Consider the following 21,204-nt stretch of genomic DNA (forward strand, 5'->3'; position numbering starts at 1 on the left):
CTTAGGTCTTGACAGCCAATTCAAGATCGCTTTGTCATAGCCGGGTAACAGGACTCACCAACATGAAGATGTCGTGGAGACAACTGGTAGATCCCATGGGGTGAGTTGCGGACCGTGCCCGTCCGACTCCCCTGCGCCTTCACGATCTGGTCGTACTGTCGGCGCTCTACATCAGCTCGGTGGGCTGCCCGGCGGCCTCATGTGTGCCGGCGCTGATCAGCCCGGTTTCGTAGGCGACGATGACGGCCTGGACACGGTCACGGAGTCCGAGTTTGGCGAGGATGCGGGCGACGTGCGTCTTGACGGTGGTCTCGGCGAGGTGGAGGCGGGCGGCCAATTCGGCGTTGGTCAGCCCTCGGGCGAGCAGTCCGAAGACTTCCAGTTCGCGCGGGGTGAGCGAGGCGAGGTCGCGGTGGAGGGCGGCGGTCTCACCGCCGTACTGGGCGAACCGCTGGACGAGACGGCGGGTGATGGCGGGCGCGAGGAGAGCGTCGCCGGTACGGACCGTGCGGACGGCCGAGGCCAGGTGCTCGGGAGTGACGTCCTTGAGAAGGAAGCCGCTGGCTCCGGCGGCCAGGGCCGCGTAGACGTACCGGTCGAGGTCGAAGGTGGTCAGGATGATGACGCGGGGTTCGCCGGGGGCGCCGGTGAGGATGCGCCGGGTGGCCTCCAGGCCGTCCATCTCCGGCATCCGGATGTCCATCAGGACCACATCGGGACGTGTGCGGCGGGCGGCTTCGACCGCTTCGGCTCCGTTGGTCGCCTCGGCGACGACATCGATGCCGTCGGCACCGAGGATCAACCGGAATCCGGTGCGGACCAAGGTCTGGTCGTCGGCGAGGAGTACACGCAGCGGCTCGGTCACGGTGTCTCCAAGGGGATGAGGGCCTCCACACGGTAACCACCGGTCAGGCGCCGGCCTGTGTGCAGGGTTCCGTCGTAGACCGCGAGGCGCTCGCGCAGGCCGATGAGACCCCGGCCGTTCCCGGTCACCGCGCCCTCGCCCGGGCGTCCACCGGTGTCGGCGATCGCCACCCGGAGCCGATCCGGTCGGCGCTCGAGGGTCACGGACGCGGTGGCGCCGGACGCGTGCTTCACGGTGTTGGTCAGGGCTTCCTGGACCACGCGATAGACGGCGAGCTCGATGCCGGGCGGGATCTCGCAGGGTGGTCCTGTCACGGTCAGGTCGACCGGCAGGCCCGCGTCCCGTACACGTCCGACGAGCTTGTCCAGCTGGTCAAGGCCGGGCTGCGGGGCCAACTCATCGGCTGTGCCGCCCGGATCCTCGGCCCCGCCCGGCGGCTCACCCTCGCCGTCCATGGTGAGCAGGCCCATGACGTGCCGCAGTTCGGTCATGGCGGCCCGGCCGCCGGCCTCCACGGCCAGCAGTGCCTCGCCGGCCTGCCCGGGAGAAGTCTTCATGATCTTCCGGGCGGCGCCCGCCTGAATGACCATCACGCTGACGTTGTGCGTGACGACGTCGTGCAGTTCGCGGGCGATCCTCGCGCGCTCGTGCTCGACGGCCCGGCGCAGCGCCTCGGCCTGTTCGCGTTCCAGGGTGGTGAGCCGGGTCCGGCCTTCGTCGGTGCGGAGTTTCCAGGTGCGGAGCCCGAGGGCGGCTCCGGCCATCGGGACCAGGATCAGCAGGGCGATGTACTCGTTGGGGACGATCGGTGTCACCGAGTTCCCCGAGGTGCCGACCAGGAGGACCGACACCGGGAGCGCTGCCAGGGTCGCCGTCCGGTACGGGCTGTACACGGCGGCGCTGTAGACGGCGATGACGAACGCGTAGAAGGTCAGTCGCAGGACGCTCTGCGGTGTCGCCAGTGTCGCGGCCGTCACGAGGCACAGCACGGTGAGCGGGTAGCGGCGGCGCAGCGCGAGGGCGCCGGAGGCGACGGCCGCGAGGATCACCATGAAGGCCATGCCGCCGGGCCCGGCAGGGCGCGGCACGACGTACTCGACGCCGGGCGCGATCTCACGCACGACCACGTTGTCGGCGTTGTCGATGCCGTAGTAGACGGTGATGATCCCGAGTCCCAGTGCCAGCAGCACGTCGAACTGCCAGGCGCGCCGGGCGAGTCGCAGCGGTGGCCCGCTCGGGTGCCTGGCGTCGCGGACCGTCTGCCGGACGGCTTCCCGTAACCGCTCCAGCGTCGTGCGTACGTTCATCACCGGGTCATTGTCGCCGCCGCGCGAACGCACGGAGTCAGCCGTGATGGCCATTCCCCTCGCACCGGATACATCACCCGCCTACATCGCAGGGATGACGTTTCGGGGGATCGTCCCAGCGGGGTACCGCAATGGGTTCGGGCGGGCGACGCGGACGAGCCTGGCCCGCTCCTAGCGTTCACGCAGCCAACTGCCCTTACGCAAGGAGCCCTTCATGACCCTGCCGGTGATCGAACTGCACGAGGTGAGCCGCCGGTACGACGGTGGTCCGCCCGCCCTGCACGAGGCGTCGCTGACCGTGCGGAGCGGCGAGGCCGTCGCCGTCCTCGGCCCTTCCGGCAGCGGTAAGTCCACCCTGCTCAATCTGATCGCGGGCCTGGACCGGCCGGACACGGGGACCGTGACCGTGGACGGGGTGCGGGTGGATCAGCTGGGCGAAGCCGGATCGGCGCTGTACCGGCGGTCGAAGATCGGCATGGTCTTCCAGTTCTTCAATCTGCTCGACGATCTGACCGTCGCCGACAATGTCGTGCTGCCCGCGCGGCTCGCGGGGATGGCACGAACGGAGGCGGACCGCCGGGCGGCGGAGCTCCTGGAGAACCTCGGCATCGACCGGCACGCCCGCGCTTATCCGGGGCGTCTTTCCGGCGGTGAGCGGCAACGCGTCGCGGTGGCCCGGGCGTTGATGAACCGGCCGCCGCTGCTCCTGGCCGACGAGCCGACCGGAGCCCTGGACACGGCCGCAGGACAGGACGTCAGCAGGCTGCTCTCCGACCTCAACGCCGAGGGCCAGACCATCGTCGTCGTCACCCACGACCTGGCGCTTGCCCGCGCCTGCACCACGCGCACCCTCCGGATCGGCGACGGCCGGATCACCGGGGACACCGGGTCGCAGAACCTCGCGAGCCTCGCCCCGAAGGCCGTTCGATGAGCGCGCTCGGCAAGGTGGTGCGCTCGGGCGTGGGACGACGCCGGGTGCAGACACTGGTGATCACTCTCGCCACGATGATGGCTGTGGCCGCCTCCGTCCTCGGCGGAACGCTGCTCGCGATCTCCAGCGCACCCTTCGACGACGCGTTCGCCGAGCACCACGGTGCGCATCTGTCCGTCCAGTTCGCCGCGGGCAAGGTGAGTGCCGGACAGCTGACGAAGTCCAAGGACGCCGCAGGGGTCAGCGGCGCAGCCGGGCCGTTCCGTACGGCCACGGTCACCCCGCGGGCGGACGAGACGGGCCCCGGGTGGCCGATGACCGTGGCAGGCCGGGGCGATCCCGGCCAGGACGTGGACGAGGTGATGCTCCTCGACGGACGGTGGCCCACCCGTTCCGGCGAGATCGTGCTGTCGACCGACTCCTCGCTCATCCCGACCCTGGGCAGGAAGCTCGCCTTCTCCCATGTGCGCGGCGTTCCGACGCTGACGGTGGTCGGCGTCGCCCGCTCGGTCACACGGACCGCCGACGCCTGGGTGGTTCCGTCCCAGATGCCGGCGCTGACCGCACCCGGCAACGGCGGCTACCAGATGCTCTACCGCTTCACCGCGGCAGACAGCGCCGCGCAGATCACCGCGGGCGGAAGAGCCGTGACGGCGCCGCTGCCGCAGGGAGCAGCCGTCGGCGAACAGTCCTGGCTCACCGTCAAGAAGACCGCCGAGCAGGACACCGCTCTCTATGTCCCCTTCCTCGTCGCGTTCGGCGCCCTGGGCCTGGTCATGTCGGTGCTCACCGTCGGCAACGTCGTCGCATCGGCGGTCGGTACGGGAATGCGCCGCATCGGCATCCTCAAGGCCGTCGGCTTCACCCCGGCTCAGGTCGTACGGGCCTACGTGGGCCAGGCGCTGATCCCGGCCACCGTGGGCACGGCCCTCGGTGTCCTAGCGGGCCATCTGCTCGCCGTCCCCGTACTGGCCGAGACCGAGGAGGTCTACGGCACCTCGTCCCTGGCCATCGCACCCGGGGTCGACCTGGCGGTGATCGCGGGGGTGCTCGGCCTGGTGGCGGCGACCGCGTGGGCGAGTGCCTGGCGTGCCGGTCGGCTGCGTACGGTCGACGCGCTCGCCGTCGGGCGTACCGCTTCGGCGGGGCGCGGCCGGTGGGCGGTACGCCTGGCCGGACGGCTGCCGTTGCCGCGGCCGGTCGCCCTGGGCCTGGCCCGGCCCTTCGCGCGGCCCGCCCGCGCGCTGGCCATGGGCACCGCGATCCTCTTCGGCGCCGTCGCCGTCACCTTCACCGTGGGGATGGGCGCCACGCTCGGCCAGGTGATGAAGGCCAAGGCCCACGACGTGGCCGACGTCGTGGTGCCCGCTCCCATGCCGGACTTCGGCCCCCAAGGCCCCCAAGGCCCCGATCCCAAGAAACAGCCCAAGGCGGATCCCGCCGCGGTCGCGGCGGCCATCAAGGCCGACGCGGGAACCGGGAAGTACTACAGCGCCTCGACGGTACGCACGACAGTGTCCGGCCTGCCCGGCACCATCGACGCGGTCGCCTTCACCGGCGACGCTTCCTGGGGCGGCTACAGGATGGTCTCGGGCCGCTGGATCGACAGGCCCGGCGAGGCCGTTGTCCCCACCCCCTTCCTGGCCGCCACCGGCACCCGCATCGGTGACACCGTCACCCTCGACGGCCTGTCCGAGCCGGTCACGGTCCGGATCGTCGGCGAGGTCCTCGACCCCCGCAATGACGGCATGCAGGTCTTCACCGACGCCTCGACCCTCACGGCCGCACATCCCGACCTGACGGACACGAGCCATCACATCGCGGTCACGTCAGGCACCGATGCATCCGCCTATGTCGCGGCGCTGAACAAGGACTTGGAATCCCTGGGGGTCACCGCTCAGGTCGGCGGGCTCGACGCAGGTGGCGACATGGTCGTCACGCTCAACGCGCTGTCGGCGATCCTCACACTGATGTTGGTCGCCGTCGCCGCGCTCGGCGTACTCAACGGCGTACTGCTCGACACCCGCGAGCGCGTCCGGGAGATCGGTGTCCACAAGGCGCTCGGCATGACGCCGCGGCAGACCGTCGCGATGGTCCTCACCTCGGTCGTCGTGACCGGACTTGTCGCGGGCGCCGTGGGCGTGCCACTCGGCGTCGCCCTGCACGGCTGGGTCATGCCCGCGATGGGCGAGAGCGTGGGGCTCCGCTTCCCCGACTCGGTCATGGCCGTCTATCACCCGGCCGAATTGCTCCCGCTCGCACTGGGCGGCCTGCTCATCGCCACCCTGGGTGCCCTCCTGCCCGCGGGCTGGGCCGCCAGGGCCCGCACCGCCACGGCCCTGCGCACCGAATAGGCCGATGTGACGTCGCCAACTCTCCGGCTCGACCGGTTTCCCTTCGCCATGGTGGCGGCCTTGGAAGACTCGCTGATGGTCCTGCGTCCGTGCGCCGTGCCTTCGCCGTTCGACGAGGCCTCGATCTGAGGGGCGGGGAAGCCGACCGCTGCCGGTCCGTCGGTCTGCTCCGTCACGAGGACTCCGCTTCGCGGTACAGCACGAGGTGCTCGTGGTGGAGCACTCCGTCCCGGATGTCGCCCGTGGCCGTGAAGCCGGTGTCGTCCACGTACTCCAGGTGGTTGCCGGACACCGTGTACCGGCCGGTGTACGCGCTGCGCCGGGTGCCCCGGGCCTCGTCGTAGCGGCCGCTCGGCAGCAGTTCCTGTCGGATGTGGCCGTCCGCGGTCACCCACATGCCGACCACGTCGGCGTTCTCGGGTGCGCGGCCGCTACGGACGGCCTGGGTATCTCCGCTCATGGCGATCTTCCTTCTCTCGTGGCGCGGTGATGTCGTACTCCGCCGAGTCTGCGCAGGTCGGAAGGGGGCGACCAGGGCGGGCGCTGCCTGGGTGCGGCACACCCAGGCAGGGCGCGGGGCCGCCGCCTAGCCTGAGGGCATGGACGACAATGACCTGGGAGAGTTCCTGCGCGCGCGCCGCGCCGGCCTGCGGCCGGAGGATGTCGGCATGGCGAGCTACGGCGTCCGCAGAGTCACCGGGCTGCGCCGCGAGGAGGTCGCCGTCCTGGCCGGCGTGAACGCCGACTACTACACCCGCCTGGAACAGGGACGCGAACGCCACCCCTCGCCCCAGGTACTGGACGCCATCGGCCGCGCACTGCACCTCGACGCGGACGCCCGGGCCCACCTGTACCGGCTGGCCGGAGCTCCATCACAGGACCGGTCCCCCGCCCACGTCACCGAGCAAGTCAGCTCCTCACTACGCCAGTTGATGGACGGCTACGCCCACACCCCGGCCTTCGTCATGAGCCGGAACCTGGACCTTCTCGCCACCAACGCCCTGGCCGACGCGCTCTACGCCCCGTTCACCCCGGCGGACAACCTGGCCCGCATGACCTTCCTGGACCCTGCCTGCCGGCACTTCTACACGGACTGGGAGCGGGCGGCCCAGGCCACTGTCGCCAATCTGCGCCAGGCAGCCGGCTTCGATCCCGGCAACCCCCGGCTACGGGAACTCGTGGACACCCTCAAGGAGCACAGCACGACCTTCACTCACCTGTGGCAGGCGCACACCGTTCGCGGCAAGACACAGGACGCCAAGCACCTCCTCCACCCGGACGTCGGCCCCCTCGCTCTCACCTACCAGTCCTTCGACGTCCGCGAAGCCCCCGGCCAGCAACTCGTCATCTATCACGCCGAACCCGGCAGCCCCAGCGCCCAGGCCCTCGGCCTCCTCGGCTCCCTCCACGCCACCCGCCGCCACACCGAACCTGAACCTGGTTCCCGCAACAGCTACTGACCCGAGGTCCGACGTGTTCGCCTGAGCACTGCGGCCGGCGAGCGAGTTGATCTCTGTTTGGCGACGGCACCTGCCGATGTCGTTGCCCAGTGCATAGGGTCGTCGGCATGGCACTGCGACCCGTGAATGTGAACATGAAGGCTCTTGATGACTCGGCGGTCGGCCAGTTCTGGGCGGAGGCGCTCGGCTGGGGTGTTTCCAGCGAGGGCCCCGGCGTGACCAACGTCGAACCCGGCGGCGGCTTCGTCTGGCCGGACGCGGTCGCCGTCTGCGTCGACGTCGTCACGGTCCCGGAGGCCAAGACGACGACAAAGAACCGCGTGCACATCGATCTCGCCACCACCTCTGTGGCCCATCAGGCGGAGTTGGTCGCACGCCTCCAGGCTCTCGGTGCGACGCCCGCCGACGTGGGCCAGGGCGACGTGCCGTGGACGGTCCTCGCCGACCCGGAGGGCAACGAGTTCTGCGTACTCGAGCCTCGGGAGGTCTACCGGGACACCGGGCCGATCGCCGCGGTGGTGGTCGACTGCGTGGATCCGCGGGCCATGGCGCGGTTCTGGGACGAGGCGATGGACTGGACCCTGCACGAGGTGACCGACGACCATGCGGTGCTGCGTTCCGCCAAGGGTGTCGGCCCGTATCTCGAGTTCCTCCGCACGCCCGGCGAGAAGACCGTGCCGGACCGCGTTCACATCGACCTGCTGCCGTACCCCGGTGACGATCAAGAGGCGGAGGTGGCCCGGGTGCGCGCGCTCGGCGCCACCGATCTCGACCTCGGCCAGGGCGACGTCCCGTGGAAGTGCCTGACCGACCCGGAGGGCCATGAGTTCTGCGTCCTCGGCCGCGCCTGACACGGAGCCTCCGCGGCGCCCGACACGGAACCAGGCCTTACAAGACAAGGACGCCGATCCAGATGCCCTCCGCCGTCGAACGCCTTACGGTCCTTGTTCCCCCTGCCGGTCCCCGCCGCTCACGGGACTGGGCCGCCGTGGAGCAGCGGCTCGGCACCGCCCTGCCTCAGGACTACAAGGAACTCGTCGAGTGCTACGGGGGCGGGGTCTTCGACGAGACCATCTGGCTCCTGGATCCCGAATGCCCGGATCAGGACTGCAACCTCCTGACCCAGGCCAAGGAATGCGCGGAGATCCTGGCCGACTTGTGGCAGATCGAACCCAAGCCGCCGCAACTGCTGCGAGACGACGGGGCCGAGGTGCTGCCCTGGGCGTACATCGAGGGCAGCGGCGCCATGCTGTACTGGCTGCGTCGGCCGGGGCAGAAACCCGAGGAGTGGACCACCCTCTTCAACGAGGGCCGGGGTCCGGAATGGGAATACCACCCCCGTTCATGCACCTCCTTCCTGCTCGCCGTTCTCGCCGGAGAAGCGGAGACGATCTACTTCCCCGACTTCCCCTTGGATGAGCATCTGTTCGACTCGAACGACGAGATCCTCTAGGCGCCTGGACGCCTACTTCGACTCCAGCCGCCCCAGTGGGTGAGCGTCCTCGGCCAGGGCGGTTCGGGCCGCTGCCCAGTCGGTGTCGGCGATGTCGGTGACGTGGCGCAGGTAGGCGAGGGTGATCTGCTGGATCAGGGTCACGCGCTCGGGGCTCTCGTCGGTGGTCTCCGCCGCCTCGTAGCCGGAGATGCCGCCGAGGAAGTGCTGACCGCCGAAGAGGGTGAGCAGGTGCTTGTCGCCGGAGCTCAGGGTGTACGGGTCGGTCGTCCAGGCAGCTCCCCGGGTGGTGAGCGGGAGTTCGTCCTTGTCCCCGGCGATCACCAGGGTCGGGGCGGTGATGTGGGAGAAGTCCTGGTCACGCAGCCAGGGAAGGTTGTCGCGGGCGAAGGGGGTCAGGCCGTCGCCGCCTCTGCCGGCTGTGGCCAGCAGAATGCTCGCCCGGACCCGCGGATCGGACATGTCTTCCGCGATCCCGGTCTGCGGGTCGACGACGCGCAGGCCCGCCAGGATGCCTGCCGTCTGCCCGCCGAAGGAATGCCCGGCCGCGACGATCCGACGGCGGTCCACCCGCCCGGCCAGGGCGGGAACGGCCGCCTCCAGCGTGTCGAGCTCGTCGAGAACGCGCTTCATGTCCTGCACGCGGTAGCGCCACAACTGAGGCTTGCGGGGGTCGTCCGCGGCGAGGTGCAGCCTCTTGGAGTCGAGATGGGTCGCCTGAATCACCACGAAGCCGTGAGCGGCCCAGTGATCCACCAGTGGCGCGTAGCCGTCCAGGTTCGAGCCGAATCCGTGCGCGAAGAGGACGATCGGCAGGTCGTGCCCGGTGGCCGGGGCGGATACGCGTACGTGCAGGTCCTCACCGCGTTCGGGTGCGGACAGCACGATCGGCTTCACCGAGATGATCGGAGCGGGGGCGGGGGTGAGAGCGGAGGCGGGGTCAGGGGCGCCGGTGACGCCGTTCCTCGCGGGTGTCGGATCGGTCATGGGACTGCGCTTCCTTCACGTGGTGCGGGCTTTGAAGTGGAGCCATCGGCGGCCTCTCGTCGAGGCGCCCGCGAGCTACGCTAAAACCTGACGTTGACGTGAGAGGCAAGTCATTCGGCGTAGGCCATGGTGGTCATGGTGGGTCACGAAGGAGATGAAGATGCGCATCGGAGAACTCGCCGCCCGGACCGGCGTCAGCGTCAGAGCCCTGCGTTACTACGAGGAGCAGCACTTGCTGATCTCCGAGCGCAGTCCCAGCGGTCAGCGCCACTATCCGCTGAGCGCGGTCGACCAGGTCGAGCTGGTCCAACAGCTCTACGCCGCCGGGCTTTCCAGCAAGACGATCGTGGAGCTGATGCCGTGTGTCGTCGACGGCAACGCCACTCCGGGGCTGCTCGAACGACTGGCCACCGAGCGCGACCGCATCGACCAGCGCATCACCGACCTGACGCACGCCCGCAACCGGCTCGATTCCGTCGTCTCCGCCGCCGGGGACAATCTGCTCACGGGCAGGTCCTGCCGCCCGGAGACCATCACGTAGACCGGAACGGGCCGGACCGGACCGGACTGCTCAGCAGGCACTTACCGCCTTTCCGCGAGCATGGTGGGGAGGTGAGAAGAACGGTGCGTGCTGTGGGCACGGCAAGTGTGGAGACGGTCTGGCAGCGGTACGTACGGACGGCGGCCTGGCCCACGTGGGCCCCGCAGATCCGGGCGGTGGAGGCGGAGGCCGAGCTGCGGGCGGGCATGCGTGGCCGGGTGGTGCCCGTGGTGGGGCCCGGCGTCGCCTTCGTCATCGAGGCCGTCGACCATCAGGCCCGCACCTGGCGGTGGCGGGTCCAGGCGGGTCCGGTACGGATGCGCCTGTGGCACGCCGTCCGAGCCCGCACTCCGTCCGGCACGGAGACCGAGCTGCACATCGACGGCCCCGCGCTGGCCGTGCTGGCGTATGCGCCGCTGGCCCGCCGCGCACTGCGTCGTCTGGTCCACGACTGAAGCGATGTCGGCATCCCACGCACCGAACGTTGCGATCTTTGCCATCTTTGCGATCTGCGCAAGCCCCGCACCCTTGCGCCGGACGCTGCCCGTGTAGTCCGCTGATCCGCATGGGGAAGAGGAGCATGGCCGCAATGACCGCCGCCCTTGTCGCGGGGTCCCTCCTGACAGGCGTACCGAATACTGGTGCGCAAGCTGCCGAGCGTGGCACCGACAGTTCGTCGCCGCCGACCGGGTCACCGCTCGCATCCGGGGTCGACCTGGACACCGTGACGATTCCGGAGTTACAGGCGCGCATGGCGGGCGGTTCGCTGACCTCGTCGAAACTGACCCTGGCCTACCTGCGGCGGATCGAGAACGTCGATCCCAAGATTCACTCGGTGCTGCGGACCAGCCCGACGGCCCTGCGCCAGGCGGCCGCCAGCGACGCCAGGCACCGGCGGGGCGAGACCCTTGGGCCGCTCGACGGCATCCCCGTCCTGCTCAAGGACAACGTGAACACCCGCGACATGCTGACGACGGCCGGGTCGCTCGCGCTCGCCGGGAGCCCGCCCGACACCGATGCCGCACTGGTGACCCGGCTACGGAAGGCGGGGGCGGTGATACTCGGCAAGACCAATCTGTCCGAGTGGGCCAACTTCCGCGCGGCCAAGCCGACTTCGGGATGGTCGGCGGTGGGCGGGCAGACCAACAACCCCTACGTCCTCGACCGGAATCCGTGCGGGTCCTCCGCAGGATCGGCCGCCGCGCTCGCCGCGTCGTTGTCGCAGGTGGCGATCGGCACCGAGACGGACGGCTCCATCGTGTGCCCGGCCGGGATGAACGGCATCGTCGGCCACAAGCCAAGCCTCGGCCTGGTAAGCCAGTCGGGCGTGGTGCCGATCTCCGCCGAGCAGGACACGGCCGGACCCATGGCACGCAACGTGATCGACACCGCGCTCACTCTTTCGGTGCTGAGCGGTGGCAAGAGCTCAGGTGGCAAGAGCTCGGGTGGCAAGGGCTCGCGCGGTGACGGCACCAGCCTCCGCGGCAAGCGGATCGGCCTGTGGCGCCTGCCCTCGCTCGGATCCGACGTGGACGCGGTGATGAGCCGTACGGCGAAGAAGCTGCGCAAGGCCGGTGCCGTGATCGTCGAGGTGACACCCCCGTATCAGGCGCGGCTCGCCGAACTCGAATTCCCGGCGCTGCTCAGCGAGTTCCACCGGGACATCGACGCCTACCTCGGTACGCGCGAAGGACCCCGAAATCTCGCCGAGCTGATCGAGTTCAACCGCGGCCACTCCGAGGAACAGACCTGTTTCGCCGGCCAGGAGCTGTTCGAGCAGGCGCTCGCCGCGCCGCCCACCACCGACCCCAAATACCTTGCTATGCGCGCCGAGTTGAAGGACCTGTCCCGGCGCTCCATCGACGAGACCGTGGCCGCCCATCACCTGGACGCCATCGCCGCGCCCACCAACCCGCCCGCCTGGACGACCGACTGCGCGCGCGGCGACAACGACGTCATCCCGTCCTCCACACCGGCGGCCGTCGCCGGATATCCGTCCCTCTCCGTGCCCGCCGGGTCCGTGAACGAACTGCCGGTCGGCCTGCTCCTGATGGCCGGTGACCACCAGGACACCAAGCTCCTGTCCTTGGGCGCCGCAGTGGAGCACCGACTGAAGGCCTGGCGAGCACCGCGCTACCTGCCGACGGCCGGGTCAGGCGCGTCACGGTGAACACGGAGTGCACGCCGCCGAATTCGGGAGCGAGCAACGACTAGGCCGCTCGATCACCGACCACGGTGCCGCCGAGGCGGCCGCGACAGCGGCCTCACATCGGGAGCGAGAACAGACGCACTGGCTCCGCAGGCCAGTACGCGTTGTCGCGCAGGGGCGTCACCATGGTCCGCAGCGGCATGGTCACCAGGCGGCTTTCGGGTTGTTCGACGAGTACGTCCTTGTCGAGCGGGTGCCATCCGAGGCGCTGATAAAGCGGCACGAGGGGAGGTCTGCAGAACAGGAGCGCGTGCCGAGGGCCCATCGTGCGCGCGTGGTCGAGTGCCGCCGTGAGGACGAGCCGAGCGAGCCCCTGGCCTTGCATGTCGGGGGCGACGGCCACGCCACCGACGCCGATCACCTCTGTCTCGGCGTCGCCGACCGCAACCGGCAGCCGCAGCAGACCGGCGTGTGCCACGAGCCGGTCGCCGTGTCTGATGCCGAAGTGTTCTTCTTTGGGCAGCCAGGCCAAGCCGGCCGCGGCAACACCGAAGGGATCATCGCCGTCGCCGAGGATCTCGTCCTGCTCCGTCTTCGTGTACCGAGGGAGCCGCACCGCGGTCGGTGCTGGAGAGGAGGGGTTCTCAGACATGGGCCTCAGGCTTCGGTGGCACGGGGGCGGTCAGCAGCGAGGCAGGCAGATAGCCGGACTTGATCCGCAGGTTCCAGCCGTGCACCTGCACGGCGAGCGCGGCCAGGGCGATGGCGCCCAGCGGCAGCAGGCTCCGGGGCGCGGGATCATCGCCGACGCCGACGCGGTGCTCCACCAGGCGTTGGTGCAGCGCGTGCTCGAAGGCGGCCTGGTCGTCCCGGAGCAGGATGCGCAGCAGCCGCTGGTCGGGGCTCGTCGCTCCGGCGGCGTCCAGGGCCAGCGCCGCGTCGAGCCGCTCGTCGATGGATGGCTTGCACAGCGGCACCTGCGGCCAGTCCCGGGGGAGATGACCCCGGGACGGGGTCAGATAGCCGCACAGGGCGTCCATGTGCGCGAGGTCGGCCGGGTCGGAGACCGAGTCACGCTGCGCATAGGGCAAGTTCTTGTGCAGCATGGGGGCGTAATCCTGTCGGAGCAGCAGCCCGATCACCCGCTCCCAGTCCCCCACCAGACCGCTGGCCACACAGATGTCGAACGCTTCGACCCAAGTGCGGGCGGTGATCGTGTCGGTCGCGTCCCGCATCTCGTCGAAGTCCTTCTCCTCGCTGCTGAAGCGCGTGCGGGTGAGCGGGAAAGGGATCTCCCAGTCGCCGCCCGGGCAGCAGCCAAGCTCCAGTACGCCGAAGAGCGATTCGGCCGCCGTGGTCAGAGCGAGCCGGGTGCGTTCGTCCTGGAGGTCGGGATCGTGCACGCTGCGTGCGGCAACGTGGTCGAGCAGCTCCTCGCCGAGCTCCGACAACATCTCGCGCAGCGGGTACTCGTGGTAGTAGACGTCCTCGAAACGGCATTGAACACGGTCCGTCTTGTCGCCGATGGCCTGCTCCGAACGCTGCTGGCTTATCGGATGGCGCGGCACGTCGTTGATCCCCATCCATTCATCCTGCCAGCCGCCACTGACAACCCGGCCTCCGGCGTTCTCCCCGGGCGGTGTGACACGCGCCAGGGTCTGAGTTTGCCGCCCCGAGGGTGCCCGCCCGCGCGCGACGGCCAGACGTAGAGCCGTCTCGACCGCCGCGCGCAGGCACCGCTCAGCCGATCAGTCGCGCACGAAGTGGAAGATGCCCCACGTCAGGTGCCCTTGGCGGCCCCCGTCGATCCAGTGACCGAGGCCCTTCTTCATCTGGGACAGATAGTCGTGGCTGATCTGCCGGGCCAGACCGTCCGCCTCCTGCCGTGCCGTCTCCTCAAGCACGCGTGCGTAATGCGTGGTCAACTGTTCGGCGTGCTCCTCGAAGCCGCCGTCCGTGCCCTCGGCAGGGGTGAAGCCGAGCCTGGACAACTCCCGCCGGTAGAAGCCGGGTGAGCCCATGTCGTCCAGGTGGATACGGTCGAGGATCGGCTGCAGCACACCCGCCGGGCAGTCGTCCGCGGCCATCGGGTCGGTGAAGATCAGGTGGCCGCCGGGCCGGAGTACCCGGGCGATCTCCTCCAGGACCTTGACGCGGTTTCCGCTGTGCAGGAAGGCGTCCTGGGACCAGACGACATCGACCTCACCGTCGCCGTACGGAATGTCCTCGAAGGAACCGTCCACGACGTCGATGCGGTCGGTGAGGCCGCGGCCCGCGTTGAGCTCCTTGTGGCGCTGGTTCTCGACCTCGCTCAGGTTGAGCGCGATCACCCGGCAGCCTTGCCCCTCGGCCAGTTGACGGGCGGAGCCGCCGAAGCCCGAGCCCAGGTCGAGGACCACCGACTCCCCGGTCAGAGACAGCTTGCCGGCCATCCGCTGGACCGTGCGGCGGCTGGCGTCCGCGATCGATTCGCGGGGATTTTCGTAGAGGCCGATGTGGATGTCCTCGCCGCCCCACACCTTGGCGTAGAAGGTGTCCGCGTCGGGCGAGTTGTAGTAGCTGCGGGCGGTGCCGACCGCGCCGGTGTAGGCGCCGCTCTGCTCGTCCTCCGTGCGGTACTCCTTCTCCGCCACATGCACGAAGAAGTCCGGGTCATCGCCGCGGTACGTGTGCTGGAAGTCTCCGTACGTCTCCACCCGCTGGAAGCCCACGTCCGTCATGAGCTTCCTGGTGTAATCCTTGCGCAGCGGGAACATGTTGAGGTGGTACACGGAGTCGTCCGGGAACTTGTACCGCATGCGGCACAGCCCCTCGTCGACGTACTCAGGCTCCACGGCGACGTCCTCACCGCAGTAGTAGTACCTGTGCTTGCTGGTGTAGCCGTCGTCCAGCATCGCGTCGTAGTTGCGCTGGTCGAGGACCAGGATGCCGTCGTGCTTGAGCATCGCGTAGAACTCGGCGAGCGCCTTGCGGCGGTCGCGCTCCGAGAACAGATGCGTGAAGGAGTTGCCGAGACAGACGATGGCGTCGTACTCGCCGTGCACATCGCGGTTGAGCCAGCGCCAGTCGGCCTGGACGACCCGCATGATGTGGCCGCCCCTCTTCATACCGTTCGCGAAGGCCATGGACAGCATCTCGGCACTGCCGTCGGCGCTGACGGTCTCGAACCCCGTGGCGAGCAGGCGCACCGAGTGGAATCCGGTGCCCGTCGCGACGTCGAGGACGCTTCGCACACCCCGCTTGCGCAGCAGGTCGACGAAGAACGACCCCTCGCTCTCCGCCCGTTTCTCCCAATCTATGAGTGAGTCCCACTTCTCGACGAAGCTGGGTACGTATTCCTCCGTGTAGTGCCCGGTTTCTCGTACTTCGACAGGGTTGTCGCCGAATTCTTGGGCCGGTTGCACGATGATGGAGAACCCTTCAATTGTGGGGATTCTTCTCTTATGTGGCTCGTTTGTGGAGCTCGCGTTCGGGCTATGACTGGTTCGCCCGGTTATGTCCGGGCGAACTTGGGTCGAGGTGTCGAGGGCATCGCTATCCACCCTCGGAGGCTTCATTCCTGCAAACGCCGTATACATGGCGGAGGTTGGCGTGAAACCGATGCGGTGATTCACCAAGTCCGCTCGCCTACGACCAAAGGATCATGTACGTCCGTCGCATCCCTCCCAGGATGTACGGGAGTTGGGGCCGCCCGGCGGATGTCACCGACGTACGTCACCGGAATGATCGTTCCTGTCCGAACACGCGACTCGAAGGAACGATTACGTGCGTAGACGATGTCTGGGGTCCCTGTTGGCTGTCAGCGTCACGGCAACGCTGGCTCCCGTGCTCGCCACCTCGACAGCCACCGCCGCTCCGACCACTGCTCCGGCCGCTGCTCCGGCCGCCACCCCGTCCGCCGCCGCCAAGGGCGCGCTGGACCGTTATGTGAAGCAGAAGCCTCAGTGGAAGCGGTGTGACGCCGACTCTTCGGTGGAGTTCGAGTGCGCCACGATCCAAGTCCCCCTGGACTATCGGGCCCCCGGGGGCAAGCACATCGAACTGGCCATATCCCGGATCAAGAGCACCGCGCCCGGCAAGCGGCACGGCGTCCTGCTCTCCAACCCCGGCGGCCCGGGGATGACGGGGCGCTACATGCCGATGGGGATGCGGGACAGGCTCCCCGAGTCCACACAGCAGAAGTACGACCTCATCGGCTTCGACCCGCGCGGTGTGGGACAGAGCAGCCCGGTCTCCTGCGCCCTGAAGCCGGAGGAGGGGGAGAACTGGCTGCGGCCGTACAAGGAGGAGACGTTCGGCAAGGACGTCGCCTGGGCGCGCGGCGTCGCGAACAAGTGCAGGGAGAAGTCGGGTGAGACGCTCCGGCACATCACCACGCGCAACACCGCACGCGACATGGACCTGCTCCGGGCGATCCTGGGTGAGAAGAAGATCTCGTACGTGGGTACCTCCTACGGCACCTACCTGGGCGCCGTCTACACCCAGCTCTTCCCGGGCCGGGCCGACCGGTTCGTGCTGGACAGCGCGGTCGATCCGGCGCGCGCCTGGCGGGGGATGATGCAGTGGTGGGCGGCCGGCGCCGAGCCCGCGTTCGACCGGTGGACCGAGTGGGCCGCCGAGCGCTCGGAGAAGTACGACCTCGGTGACACCCCGAAGGAAGTCGACCGGACCTTGTGGGACCTGGTCTCGCAGGCCGACGAGAAGCCCATCGAGGTGGACGGGCAGCCGACCACCGGTGATGACATCCGCAGCGGTATGCGCGAGGCGATCTTCACGCCCGAGTCCGCCACCGAGGGGGTCGTGGAACTGAAGAAGGCCGCGGCCGGCAAGCCCGCCTCCGCGACCTCGATGACCTCGGCGACCTCGGCGACCTCCGCGAAGAAGCTCACGGCGTTCACCGGATTCGAGGGGGCCGGGAAGGAAGGCACCCCCGCCGGCGCCGCCGAAGTGCCGTCCGACAACGCGATGGCGAGCCTCTGGGCCGTGGTGTGCGGCGACAACTCGGCCGCGTGGTCCCGCGATCCTGAGAGCTACCGACGGGACGCCGTCAAGGACAAGGGCCGTTACCCGCTCTTCGGTGACTTCGTGTCCAGCGTCAAGCCCTGCGCTTTCTGGGACAAGTCCGCGGAACCGGCGACCAAGGTGAACAACAAGGTCGGCTCCCTGATCGTCCAGAACGAGTGGGACCCGCAGACCCCGCTGCCCAGCGGTCAGGCCCTGCACGCCGACCTGAAGGGATCGAAAATGGTCACCGTCCTCGGCGGCGAGGGCCACGGTGTCTACCCGAACGGCAACGCGTGCACGGACGGCGCGGTCAACGACTACCTGCGCACCGGCAAGCTCCCCGCGAAGGACGTGACCTGCGAGGCGACGGCCGCCTCGAACTCAAAGACGCGGAAGAACCAGAAGCGGGACGCCCCGGACCGCTTCTGAGCGCCCCATCAAGGACAGCAAACTGCATGGATTTTCCCATGATTGGATTTTCCATGTAGTTTGGTGGTCATGGATGACCGGCAGCTGACCGAAGAGCTCCACGACTACCTGTTCGCGATCCGCTCCCAAGTGCATACCGAGCTCAAGGAGCTGGCTCGGGAAGTGGGGCTGACCGACACTCAGACCGATACGCTGTGGAGGCTGAGCCGCGGGCACGAAATGACCGCGCGCCGTCTGGCCGACCTCTTGCAGTGCGACGCCTCGACCGCCACATCGATGATCGACCGGCTCGAGAAGCGCGGTCTGGTCCGTCGTGTGCCCCACCCCGTCGACCGCCGCGCGAAAGTCATCCAGCTCACCCCCGAGGGATGCGCGCTGCGTGATCGCGTCATCCGGCACACCACCGAACACTCCCCCTTCGCCCGCCTCGACCACGAGAGCAGGCTGCGCCTGCACACGCTCCTCCGCGAAGCGATCGACGGCCCCCGAAAGGAACTGTGATGAACGGCAAGATCACGGTCGTCACGGGCGGAGCCTCCGGCCTGGGTCTGGTGACGGCGCGGCACCTGGTCAAGGCCGGGCAGAGCGTCGTCCTCGTCGGCCGGGACGCGACACGCACCCGGGCCGCCGCCGACAGCCTGCGCGGCCTGGCCCCTGCGGGCAGTGACGCGGCACCGCCGAGGACGTACACCGCCGACCTGGAACAGTGGTCGCAGGTACGGGCGCTGGCAGCGGAACTGGCCGCCGACAGCCACCCGGTGGACGTCCTCATCAACAACGCGGGGGCGGCGTTCCCCCGGTACGAGCAGACGCCGGACGGTGTGGAACGCACCTATGCGCTCAATCACCACGCCCCGTTCCTGCTCACCCACGCCCTCCTGGCCGAAGGGGCGCTCACGCCCGAAGCGCGGATCATCAACATGTCCTCGTTCGTGGAGAAGCGCGGCAAGCTCGACGCCGCCGATCCGGATGTCACGGGGACATCGTGGAGCAAGCGCTTCTACCACCAGATCAACGTCTACGCGACGAGCAAGCTCGTCAGCCTCCTGGCCTCCCGAGAACTGGCGCGCCGCCTGCCCGACGGCATGAGCCTCTACAACGCCAATCCCGGCATGGTCAAAGGCACCGCGATGAACAGCAACGCCGGCGGCCTGATGCGGCTGACCGCCCCACTGTTCCGTCCGTTCTCCATCACCCCGGACGAAGGTGTGCAGACCCCGGTCTGGCTCGCCCGCGCCTCGCCCGCACCGCGCCCCAGCGGCGGCTTCTTCAGCGAATCCCAGCCGGACACCCCCTCGCGGCTAGCCCTGAACGACGCTCTCGCCCGCACCGTCTACATCAGAACCGCAGCCTTCCTCGGACTGGATCCCCTCACGATCCGACCGTCAGGCCGGTGACCCTGAGGGCTCGGAACACCCGACAAAGGCGGTGCGGAAGATGTCGGGTGACGGGGACCCGTCTCGCCGCACGATGACGGCATGGATGACACGACCTTGGTGACCCACTTTCTCCGCGACGGCTTCGTGAAGCTGGAGGGCGCCGTCGCGCCGCGCGTGGCCGCGGACTGCGCGCGGCTGCTGTGGCGGGAGACGGGCGTCAACCCGGACGATCCGGCGACGTGGACACAGCCCGTGCACTGGGTGGCCGGCATGGCGCAAGGGCCGTTCGCCGCCGCACCCAACTCCCCGGCCCTGCACCGCGCGTACGACCTGCTCGTCGGCGCGGGACGCTGGGAGCCGCGCTACTCACTGGGCACGTTCCCGCTGCGCTTCCCGCACGAGGAGGAGCCGGACGACGCGGGCTGGCACATCGAGGGGAGCTATCTGCCGGAAGGCGAGAGCTGGTACTTCACCAATCTGCGCTCCCGGGGCCGGGCGTTGCTGATGCTGTTCCTGTTCAGCGAGGTCGGTGAAGAGGACGCCCCGACCCGGATCCGCGTCGGCTCGCACCTCGACGTGCCGAAAGTCCTTGAGACGTACGAGGAGGAGGGGGCGAGCGGCCTGGCCCTCGCCCCCGACCTGGTGGCGGCGTCCGACCACCGGCCGCTCGCCCTCGCCACCGGGTCCCCGGGCGACGTCTTCCTGTGCCACCCGTTCCTGGTGCACGCGGCGCAGCCGCACCACGGGATGCGGCCGCGCTTCATGGCTCAGCCGCCGCTGATGCCGGCCGCGCCGTACGAAGTGGAGCGGGCCGACGGCGCGTACTCCCCCGTGGAGATCGCGATCCGCCGAGGCCTTGGACGGGAAGCCCCCGGGCCGGACGGCCCATGCTCGTCAGACGGTGCTGAACGGATGAGCCGCCGTCGCTGAACGCGGGGGCCAGGCGCGGGGGGCGAGGATGCCGAGGACGTAGGCGCGGGCGACGAGGGCGGGGCGGGTCGCGGCGCCCAGGAGTTGGCGCAGACGGCTGAGGTGGTAATCGACCGTCTGCCGGGACAGCTGCAGCGAGGTGGCGATGTCGCCGTTGCTGCTGCCTTCCGCCAGGAGAGAGAGGATGCGGATCTGCGCGGCGGTGAGCGACGGATGGGCTTCGTGGGCGAGGCTCTGGTGGGTGACGACGGCCCAGACGTGCCGGGCCCGGGCTGCGGAATGGCCGATCGTCGTCAGGTGGAGCTGCGCGCGGCGCTGCAGCCCCTGGGTGTCGACGAGCACCGCGGAGGTCTCCACCCGTCTGACGCGGCGGGCTATCAGGCCTTTCCACCTGCGGTGCAGCCGGTCGAGGTCGGGCTCGGGGGCGAGCAGGGTGTGCACGCGGCGGCCGACCAGGTCGGGCAGGCTGAGGCGGAACAGTTCGGCGGCCGCCGCGCTCGCCTCGACCACGCGTCCGTTCGCCGAAAGGAGCGCACAGGGCAGGCCGCTGTGGTCGCGCAGGGCCTGCAGGTTCTCCTCGGCCTCCTGGCGCTGGACCATGGCGCGCAGGTGGTCCGTGACATCCACGTAGATGCCCGCGACGCAGGTCTGCCCGTTCTCTCGTACGGGGAAGCGGTGGCCCACCGCCCGGCCCGCGCTGCCGTCCTGGCGTCGGTAGCCGAGGGTGTGGCGCACCGCCGTCCCCCGCGTGAGGATCTCCTGGTCGAGGGCGCGGAATTGGTCGGCATCGGCGGGCGCGTCGAAGTCCTCGATGTACTTGCCGACAACTTGCTCCGGAACGGTGCCGTAAAGGTGGGCGTAGGCGTGGTTGGCCCACAGGTAGCGCCCGTCACAGTCCCGGATGAAGGCGGCGGCCGGGGCGAGGTCCACGAGTTCCGCGAAGGCCGCGTACCGGCGGGGGGCCGCTGCCGGGGCATCGACCTCCACCGCCAGACCGCGCGTACGGCTGTGGGCGCCGCTCTCGTCCAGGGGCCAGCTGACGTCGAAAGTGCGGCCGTCGAACCGGGCCTGCCAGCGGCCCTCCTCCGGCGGATGCCCCGGGGCCGAGAGTTCCTGGCGCATCCGGTCCAGGAAGCGCTGCGCCGTACCCGTGTCGGCGAAGGCACCGCCTCCCCGCTCAAGGACCCGCCACGGCTCGTCGACTTCCCACCAGAACACGGGAAGGTGCTCGAGCAGTGCCTTGAGGCTGGAATCGTCCACAGCGGTCTCCGTCCGTACATGACTGGCTGACGCACAGTCACAGCGCATTGGATATCCCGCCCCTGCCCCGCGCATGCCCGGTTCGCGGCCGATGGCCCGAAGTGGCGGTAGACCCGGGGGTGGTTCGCCCGCGACTCAGGCATTTGCCTGAGTCG

At 69.4% G+C, this 21,204-nt stretch carries 20 protein-coding genes and 1 pseudogene; 13 read left to right on the forward strand and 8 right to left on the reverse strand.

The features are described from left to right. Positions 1-166: 166 nt before the first annotated feature. Positions 167-865 (reverse strand): response regulator, encoded by a 699-nt coding sequence (locus tag ACFQ7F_RS14745; protein ID WP_383270352.1) that lies wholly within the window; start codon positions 863-865, stop codon positions 167-169. After that, the gene (locus tag ACFQ7F_RS14750) at positions 862-2,172 is read right to left on the reverse strand and encodes a sensor histidine kinase (protein WP_383270389.1); all 1,311 of its coding nucleotides are present in this window, start codon (positions 2,170-2,172) and stop codon (positions 862-864) included. Before ACFQ7F_RS14750 ends, ACFQ7F_RS14745 begins: the two co-directional genes overlap by 4 nt. A gap of 214 nt (positions 2,173-2,386) precedes the next feature. Here ACFQ7F_RS14750 and ACFQ7F_RS14755 point away from each other — a divergent pair, with 214 nt between their 5' ends. From ACFQ7F_RS14755 to ACFQ7F_RS14765, 3 genes and pseudogenes are all read left to right on the forward strand, one after another. Further along, positions 2,387-3,103, forward strand: coding sequence for an ABC transporter ATP-binding protein (locus ACFQ7F_RS14755; protein ID WP_383270354.1), 717 nt, complete (start codon positions 2,387-2,389; stop codon positions 3,101-3,103). Further along, on the forward strand, positions 3,100-5,457 hold the full coding sequence (locus ACFQ7F_RS14760) for an ABC transporter permease (protein ID WP_383270356.1): 2,358 nt from the start codon (positions 3,100-3,102) through the stop codon (positions 5,455-5,457). Before ACFQ7F_RS14755 ends, ACFQ7F_RS14760 begins: the two co-directional genes overlap by 4 nt. A 21-nt stretch (positions 5,458-5,478) precedes the next feature. Then, positions 5,479-5,586: pseudogene (locus ACFQ7F_RS14765) on the forward strand (2-phosphosulfolactate phosphatase); the annotation flags it as partial. A gap of 43 nt (positions 5,587-5,629) precedes the next feature. Here the strand turns inward: ACFQ7F_RS14765 and ACFQ7F_RS14770 are convergent. Further along, positions 5,630-5,917 (reverse strand): Atu4866 domain-containing protein, encoded by a 288-nt coding sequence (locus ACFQ7F_RS14770; RefSeq protein WP_383270357.1) that lies wholly within the window; start codon positions 5,915-5,917, stop codon positions 5,630-5,632. Positions 5,918-6,056: 139 nt separating this feature from the next. On the opposite strand from ACFQ7F_RS14770, the gene ACFQ7F_RS14775 reads away from it, so the two are divergent. The 3 genes from ACFQ7F_RS14775 (at position 6,057) to ACFQ7F_RS14785 (ending at position 8,370) form a co-directional block, all read left to right on the forward strand. Further along, positions 6,057-6,917 (forward strand): helix-turn-helix transcriptional regulator, encoded by an 861-nt coding sequence (locus ACFQ7F_RS14775; protein WP_383270359.1) that lies wholly within the window; start codon positions 6,057-6,059, stop codon positions 6,915-6,917. A gap of 107 nt (positions 6,918-7,024) precedes the next feature. Beyond that, entirely contained in the window at positions 7,025-7,768 is a 744-nt protein-coding gene (locus ACFQ7F_RS14780) for a VOC family protein (protein ID WP_383270360.1), read from the forward strand. Between the two features lie 62 nt (positions 7,769-7,830). Continuing rightward, positions 7,831-8,370 (forward strand): SMI1/KNR4 family protein, encoded by a 540-nt coding sequence (locus ACFQ7F_RS14785; protein ID WP_383270362.1) that lies wholly within the window; start codon positions 7,831-7,833, stop codon positions 8,368-8,370. Between the two features lie 12 nt (positions 8,371-8,382). On the opposite strand, the gene ACFQ7F_RS14790 is transcribed toward ACFQ7F_RS14785, so the two are convergent. Continuing rightward, positions 8,383-9,357, reverse strand: coding sequence for an alpha/beta hydrolase family protein (locus ACFQ7F_RS14790; RefSeq protein ID WP_383270364.1), 975 nt, complete (start codon positions 9,355-9,357; stop codon positions 8,383-8,385). A gap of 160 nt (positions 9,358-9,517) precedes the next feature. Here ACFQ7F_RS14790 and ACFQ7F_RS14795 point away from each other — a divergent pair, with 160 nt between their 5' ends. The 3 genes from ACFQ7F_RS14795 (at position 9,518) to ACFQ7F_RS14805 (ending at position 12,068) form a co-directional block, all read left to right on the forward strand. Next, positions 9,518-9,898, forward strand: coding sequence for a MerR family transcriptional regulator (locus ACFQ7F_RS14795; protein ID WP_383270365.1), 381 nt, complete (start codon positions 9,518-9,520; stop codon positions 9,896-9,898). 107 nt (positions 9,899-10,005) lie between these two features. Then, complete coding sequence (locus tag ACFQ7F_RS14800) at positions 10,006-10,353, forward strand: SRPBCC family protein (RefSeq protein ID WP_383270391.1); 348 nt, start codon at positions 10,006-10,008, stop codon at positions 10,351-10,353. A gap of 125 nt (positions 10,354-10,478) precedes the next feature. Further along, positions 10,479-12,068, forward strand: a complete 1,590-nt coding sequence (locus ACFQ7F_RS14805; protein WP_383270367.1) for an amidase family protein — start codon at positions 10,479-10,481, stop codon at positions 12,066-12,068. A 94-nt stretch (positions 12,069-12,162) separates the two neighbouring features. Here ACFQ7F_RS14805 and ACFQ7F_RS14810 read toward each other — a convergent pair whose 3' ends face one another. The 3 genes from ACFQ7F_RS14810 to ACFQ7F_RS14820 all read right to left on the reverse strand — a co-directional run bounded on the left by ACFQ7F_RS14810 (position 12,163) and on the right by ACFQ7F_RS14820 (position 15,451). Next, entirely contained in the window at positions 12,163-12,699 is a 537-nt protein-coding gene (locus ACFQ7F_RS14810; RefSeq protein WP_383270368.1) for a GNAT family N-acetyltransferase, read from the reverse strand. After that, the gene (locus ACFQ7F_RS14815; RefSeq protein ID WP_383270370.1) at positions 12,692-13,630 is read right to left on the reverse strand and encodes an immunity 49 family protein; all 939 of its coding nucleotides are present in this window, start codon (positions 13,628-13,630) and stop codon (positions 12,692-12,694) included. Before ACFQ7F_RS14815 ends, ACFQ7F_RS14810 begins: the two co-directional genes overlap by 8 nt. A gap of 165 nt (positions 13,631-13,795) precedes the next feature. Next, positions 13,796-15,451: a methyltransferase domain-containing protein gene (locus tag ACFQ7F_RS14820; protein ID WP_383270372.1), complete on the reverse strand. Its 1,656-nt coding sequence runs from the start codon at positions 15,449-15,451 to the stop codon at positions 13,796-13,798. Positions 15,452-15,812: 361 nt separating this feature from the next. Between ACFQ7F_RS14820 and ACFQ7F_RS14825 the strand changes: the two genes are divergently transcribed. The 4 genes from ACFQ7F_RS14825 (at position 15,813) to ACFQ7F_RS14840 (ending at position 19,789) form a co-directional block, all read left to right on the forward strand. Further along, entirely contained in the window at positions 15,813-17,480 is a 1,668-nt protein-coding gene (locus tag ACFQ7F_RS14825) for an alpha/beta hydrolase (RefSeq protein ID WP_383270374.1), read from the forward strand. A 69-nt stretch (positions 17,481-17,549) separates the two neighbouring features. Continuing rightward, positions 17,550-17,981, forward strand: coding sequence for a MarR family winged helix-turn-helix transcriptional regulator (locus ACFQ7F_RS14830; RefSeq protein WP_383270376.1), 432 nt, complete (start codon positions 17,550-17,552; stop codon positions 17,979-17,981). Then, positions 17,981-18,877: an SDR family NAD(P)-dependent oxidoreductase gene (locus tag ACFQ7F_RS14835; protein ID WP_383270377.1), complete on the forward strand. Its 897-nt coding sequence runs from the start codon at positions 17,981-17,983 to the stop codon at positions 18,875-18,877. The genes ACFQ7F_RS14830 and ACFQ7F_RS14835 overlap by 1 nt, the downstream gene beginning before the upstream one ends. Before the next feature lie 81 nt (positions 18,878-18,958). After that, the gene (locus ACFQ7F_RS14840; RefSeq protein ID WP_383270379.1) at positions 18,959-19,789 is read left to right on the forward strand and encodes a phytanoyl-CoA dioxygenase family protein; all 831 of its coding nucleotides are present in this window, start codon (positions 18,959-18,961) and stop codon (positions 19,787-19,789) included. Here the strand turns inward: ACFQ7F_RS14840 and ACFQ7F_RS14845 are convergent. After that, a complete protein-coding gene (locus tag ACFQ7F_RS14845) occupies positions 19,754-21,049 on the reverse strand; it encodes a PAS domain S-box protein (RefSeq protein ID WP_383270381.1) in 1,296 nt (431 codons plus the stop codon). The two genes, ACFQ7F_RS14840 and ACFQ7F_RS14845, sit on opposite strands and share 36 nt — an antisense overlap. Between the last annotated feature and the right edge of the window lie 155 nt (positions 21,050-21,204).

It is taken from the genome of Streptomyces sp. NPDC056486, from assembly GCF_042795295.1.
Lineage (GTDB): Bacteria > Actinomycetota > Actinomycetes > Streptomycetales > Streptomycetaceae > Streptomyces.

What these genes read in the sequence shown, in the direction of transcription:
- ACFQ7F_RS14750 (WP_383270389.1), bottom strand. Translation starts at nt 2,172, where the DNA reads ATGAACGTACGCACGACGCTGGAGCGGTTACGGGAAGCCGTCCGGCAG.
- ACFQ7F_RS14755 (WP_383270354.1), top strand. Translation starts at nt 2,387, where the DNA reads ATGACCCTGCCGGTGATCGAACTGCACGAGGTGAGCCGCCGGTACGAC.
- ACFQ7F_RS14760 (WP_383270356.1), top strand. Translation starts at nt 3,100, where the DNA reads ATGAGCGCGCTCGGCAAGGTGGTGCGCTCGGGCGTGGGACGACGCCGG.
- ACFQ7F_RS14770 (WP_383270357.1), bottom strand. Translation starts at nt 5,917, where the DNA reads ATGAGCGGAGATACCCAGGCCGTCCGTAGCGGCCGCGCACCCGAGAAC.
- ACFQ7F_RS14775 (WP_383270359.1), top strand. Translation starts at nt 6,057, where the DNA reads ATGGACGACAATGACCTGGGAGAGTTCCTGCGCGCGCGCCGCGCCGGC.
- ACFQ7F_RS14780 (WP_383270360.1), top strand. Translation starts at nt 7,025, where the DNA reads ATGGCACTGCGACCCGTGAATGTGAACATGAAGGCTCTTGATGACTCG.
- ACFQ7F_RS14785 (WP_383270362.1), top strand. Translation starts at nt 7,831, where the DNA reads ATGCCCTCCGCCGTCGAACGCCTTACGGTCCTTGTTCCCCCTGCCGGT.
- ACFQ7F_RS14790 (WP_383270364.1), bottom strand. Translation starts at nt 9,357, where the DNA reads ATGACCGATCCGACACCCGCGAGGAACGGCGTCACCGGCGCCCCTGAC.
- ACFQ7F_RS14795 (WP_383270365.1), top strand. Translation starts at nt 9,518, where the DNA reads ATGCGCATCGGAGAACTCGCCGCCCGGACCGGCGTCAGCGTCAGAGCC.
- ACFQ7F_RS14805 (WP_383270367.1), top strand. Translation starts at nt 10,479, where the DNA reads ATGGCCGCAATGACCGCCGCCCTTGTCGCGGGGTCCCTCCTGACAGGC.
- ACFQ7F_RS14810 (WP_383270368.1), bottom strand. Translation starts at nt 12,699, where the DNA reads ATGTCTGAGAACCCCTCCTCTCCAGCACCGACCGCGGTGCGGCTCCCT.
- ACFQ7F_RS14815 (WP_383270370.1), bottom strand. Translation starts at nt 13,630, where the DNA reads ATGGGGATCAACGACGTGCCGCGCCATCCGATAAGCCAGCAGCGTTCG.
- ACFQ7F_RS14830 (WP_383270376.1), top strand. Translation starts at nt 17,550, where the DNA reads ATGGATGACCGGCAGCTGACCGAAGAGCTCCACGACTACCTGTTCGCG.
- ACFQ7F_RS14835 (WP_383270377.1), top strand. Translation starts at nt 17,981, where the DNA reads ATGAACGGCAAGATCACGGTCGTCACGGGCGGAGCCTCCGGCCTGGGT.
- ACFQ7F_RS14840 (WP_383270379.1), top strand. Translation starts at nt 18,959, where the DNA reads ATGGATGACACGACCTTGGTGACCCACTTTCTCCGCGACGGCTTCGTG.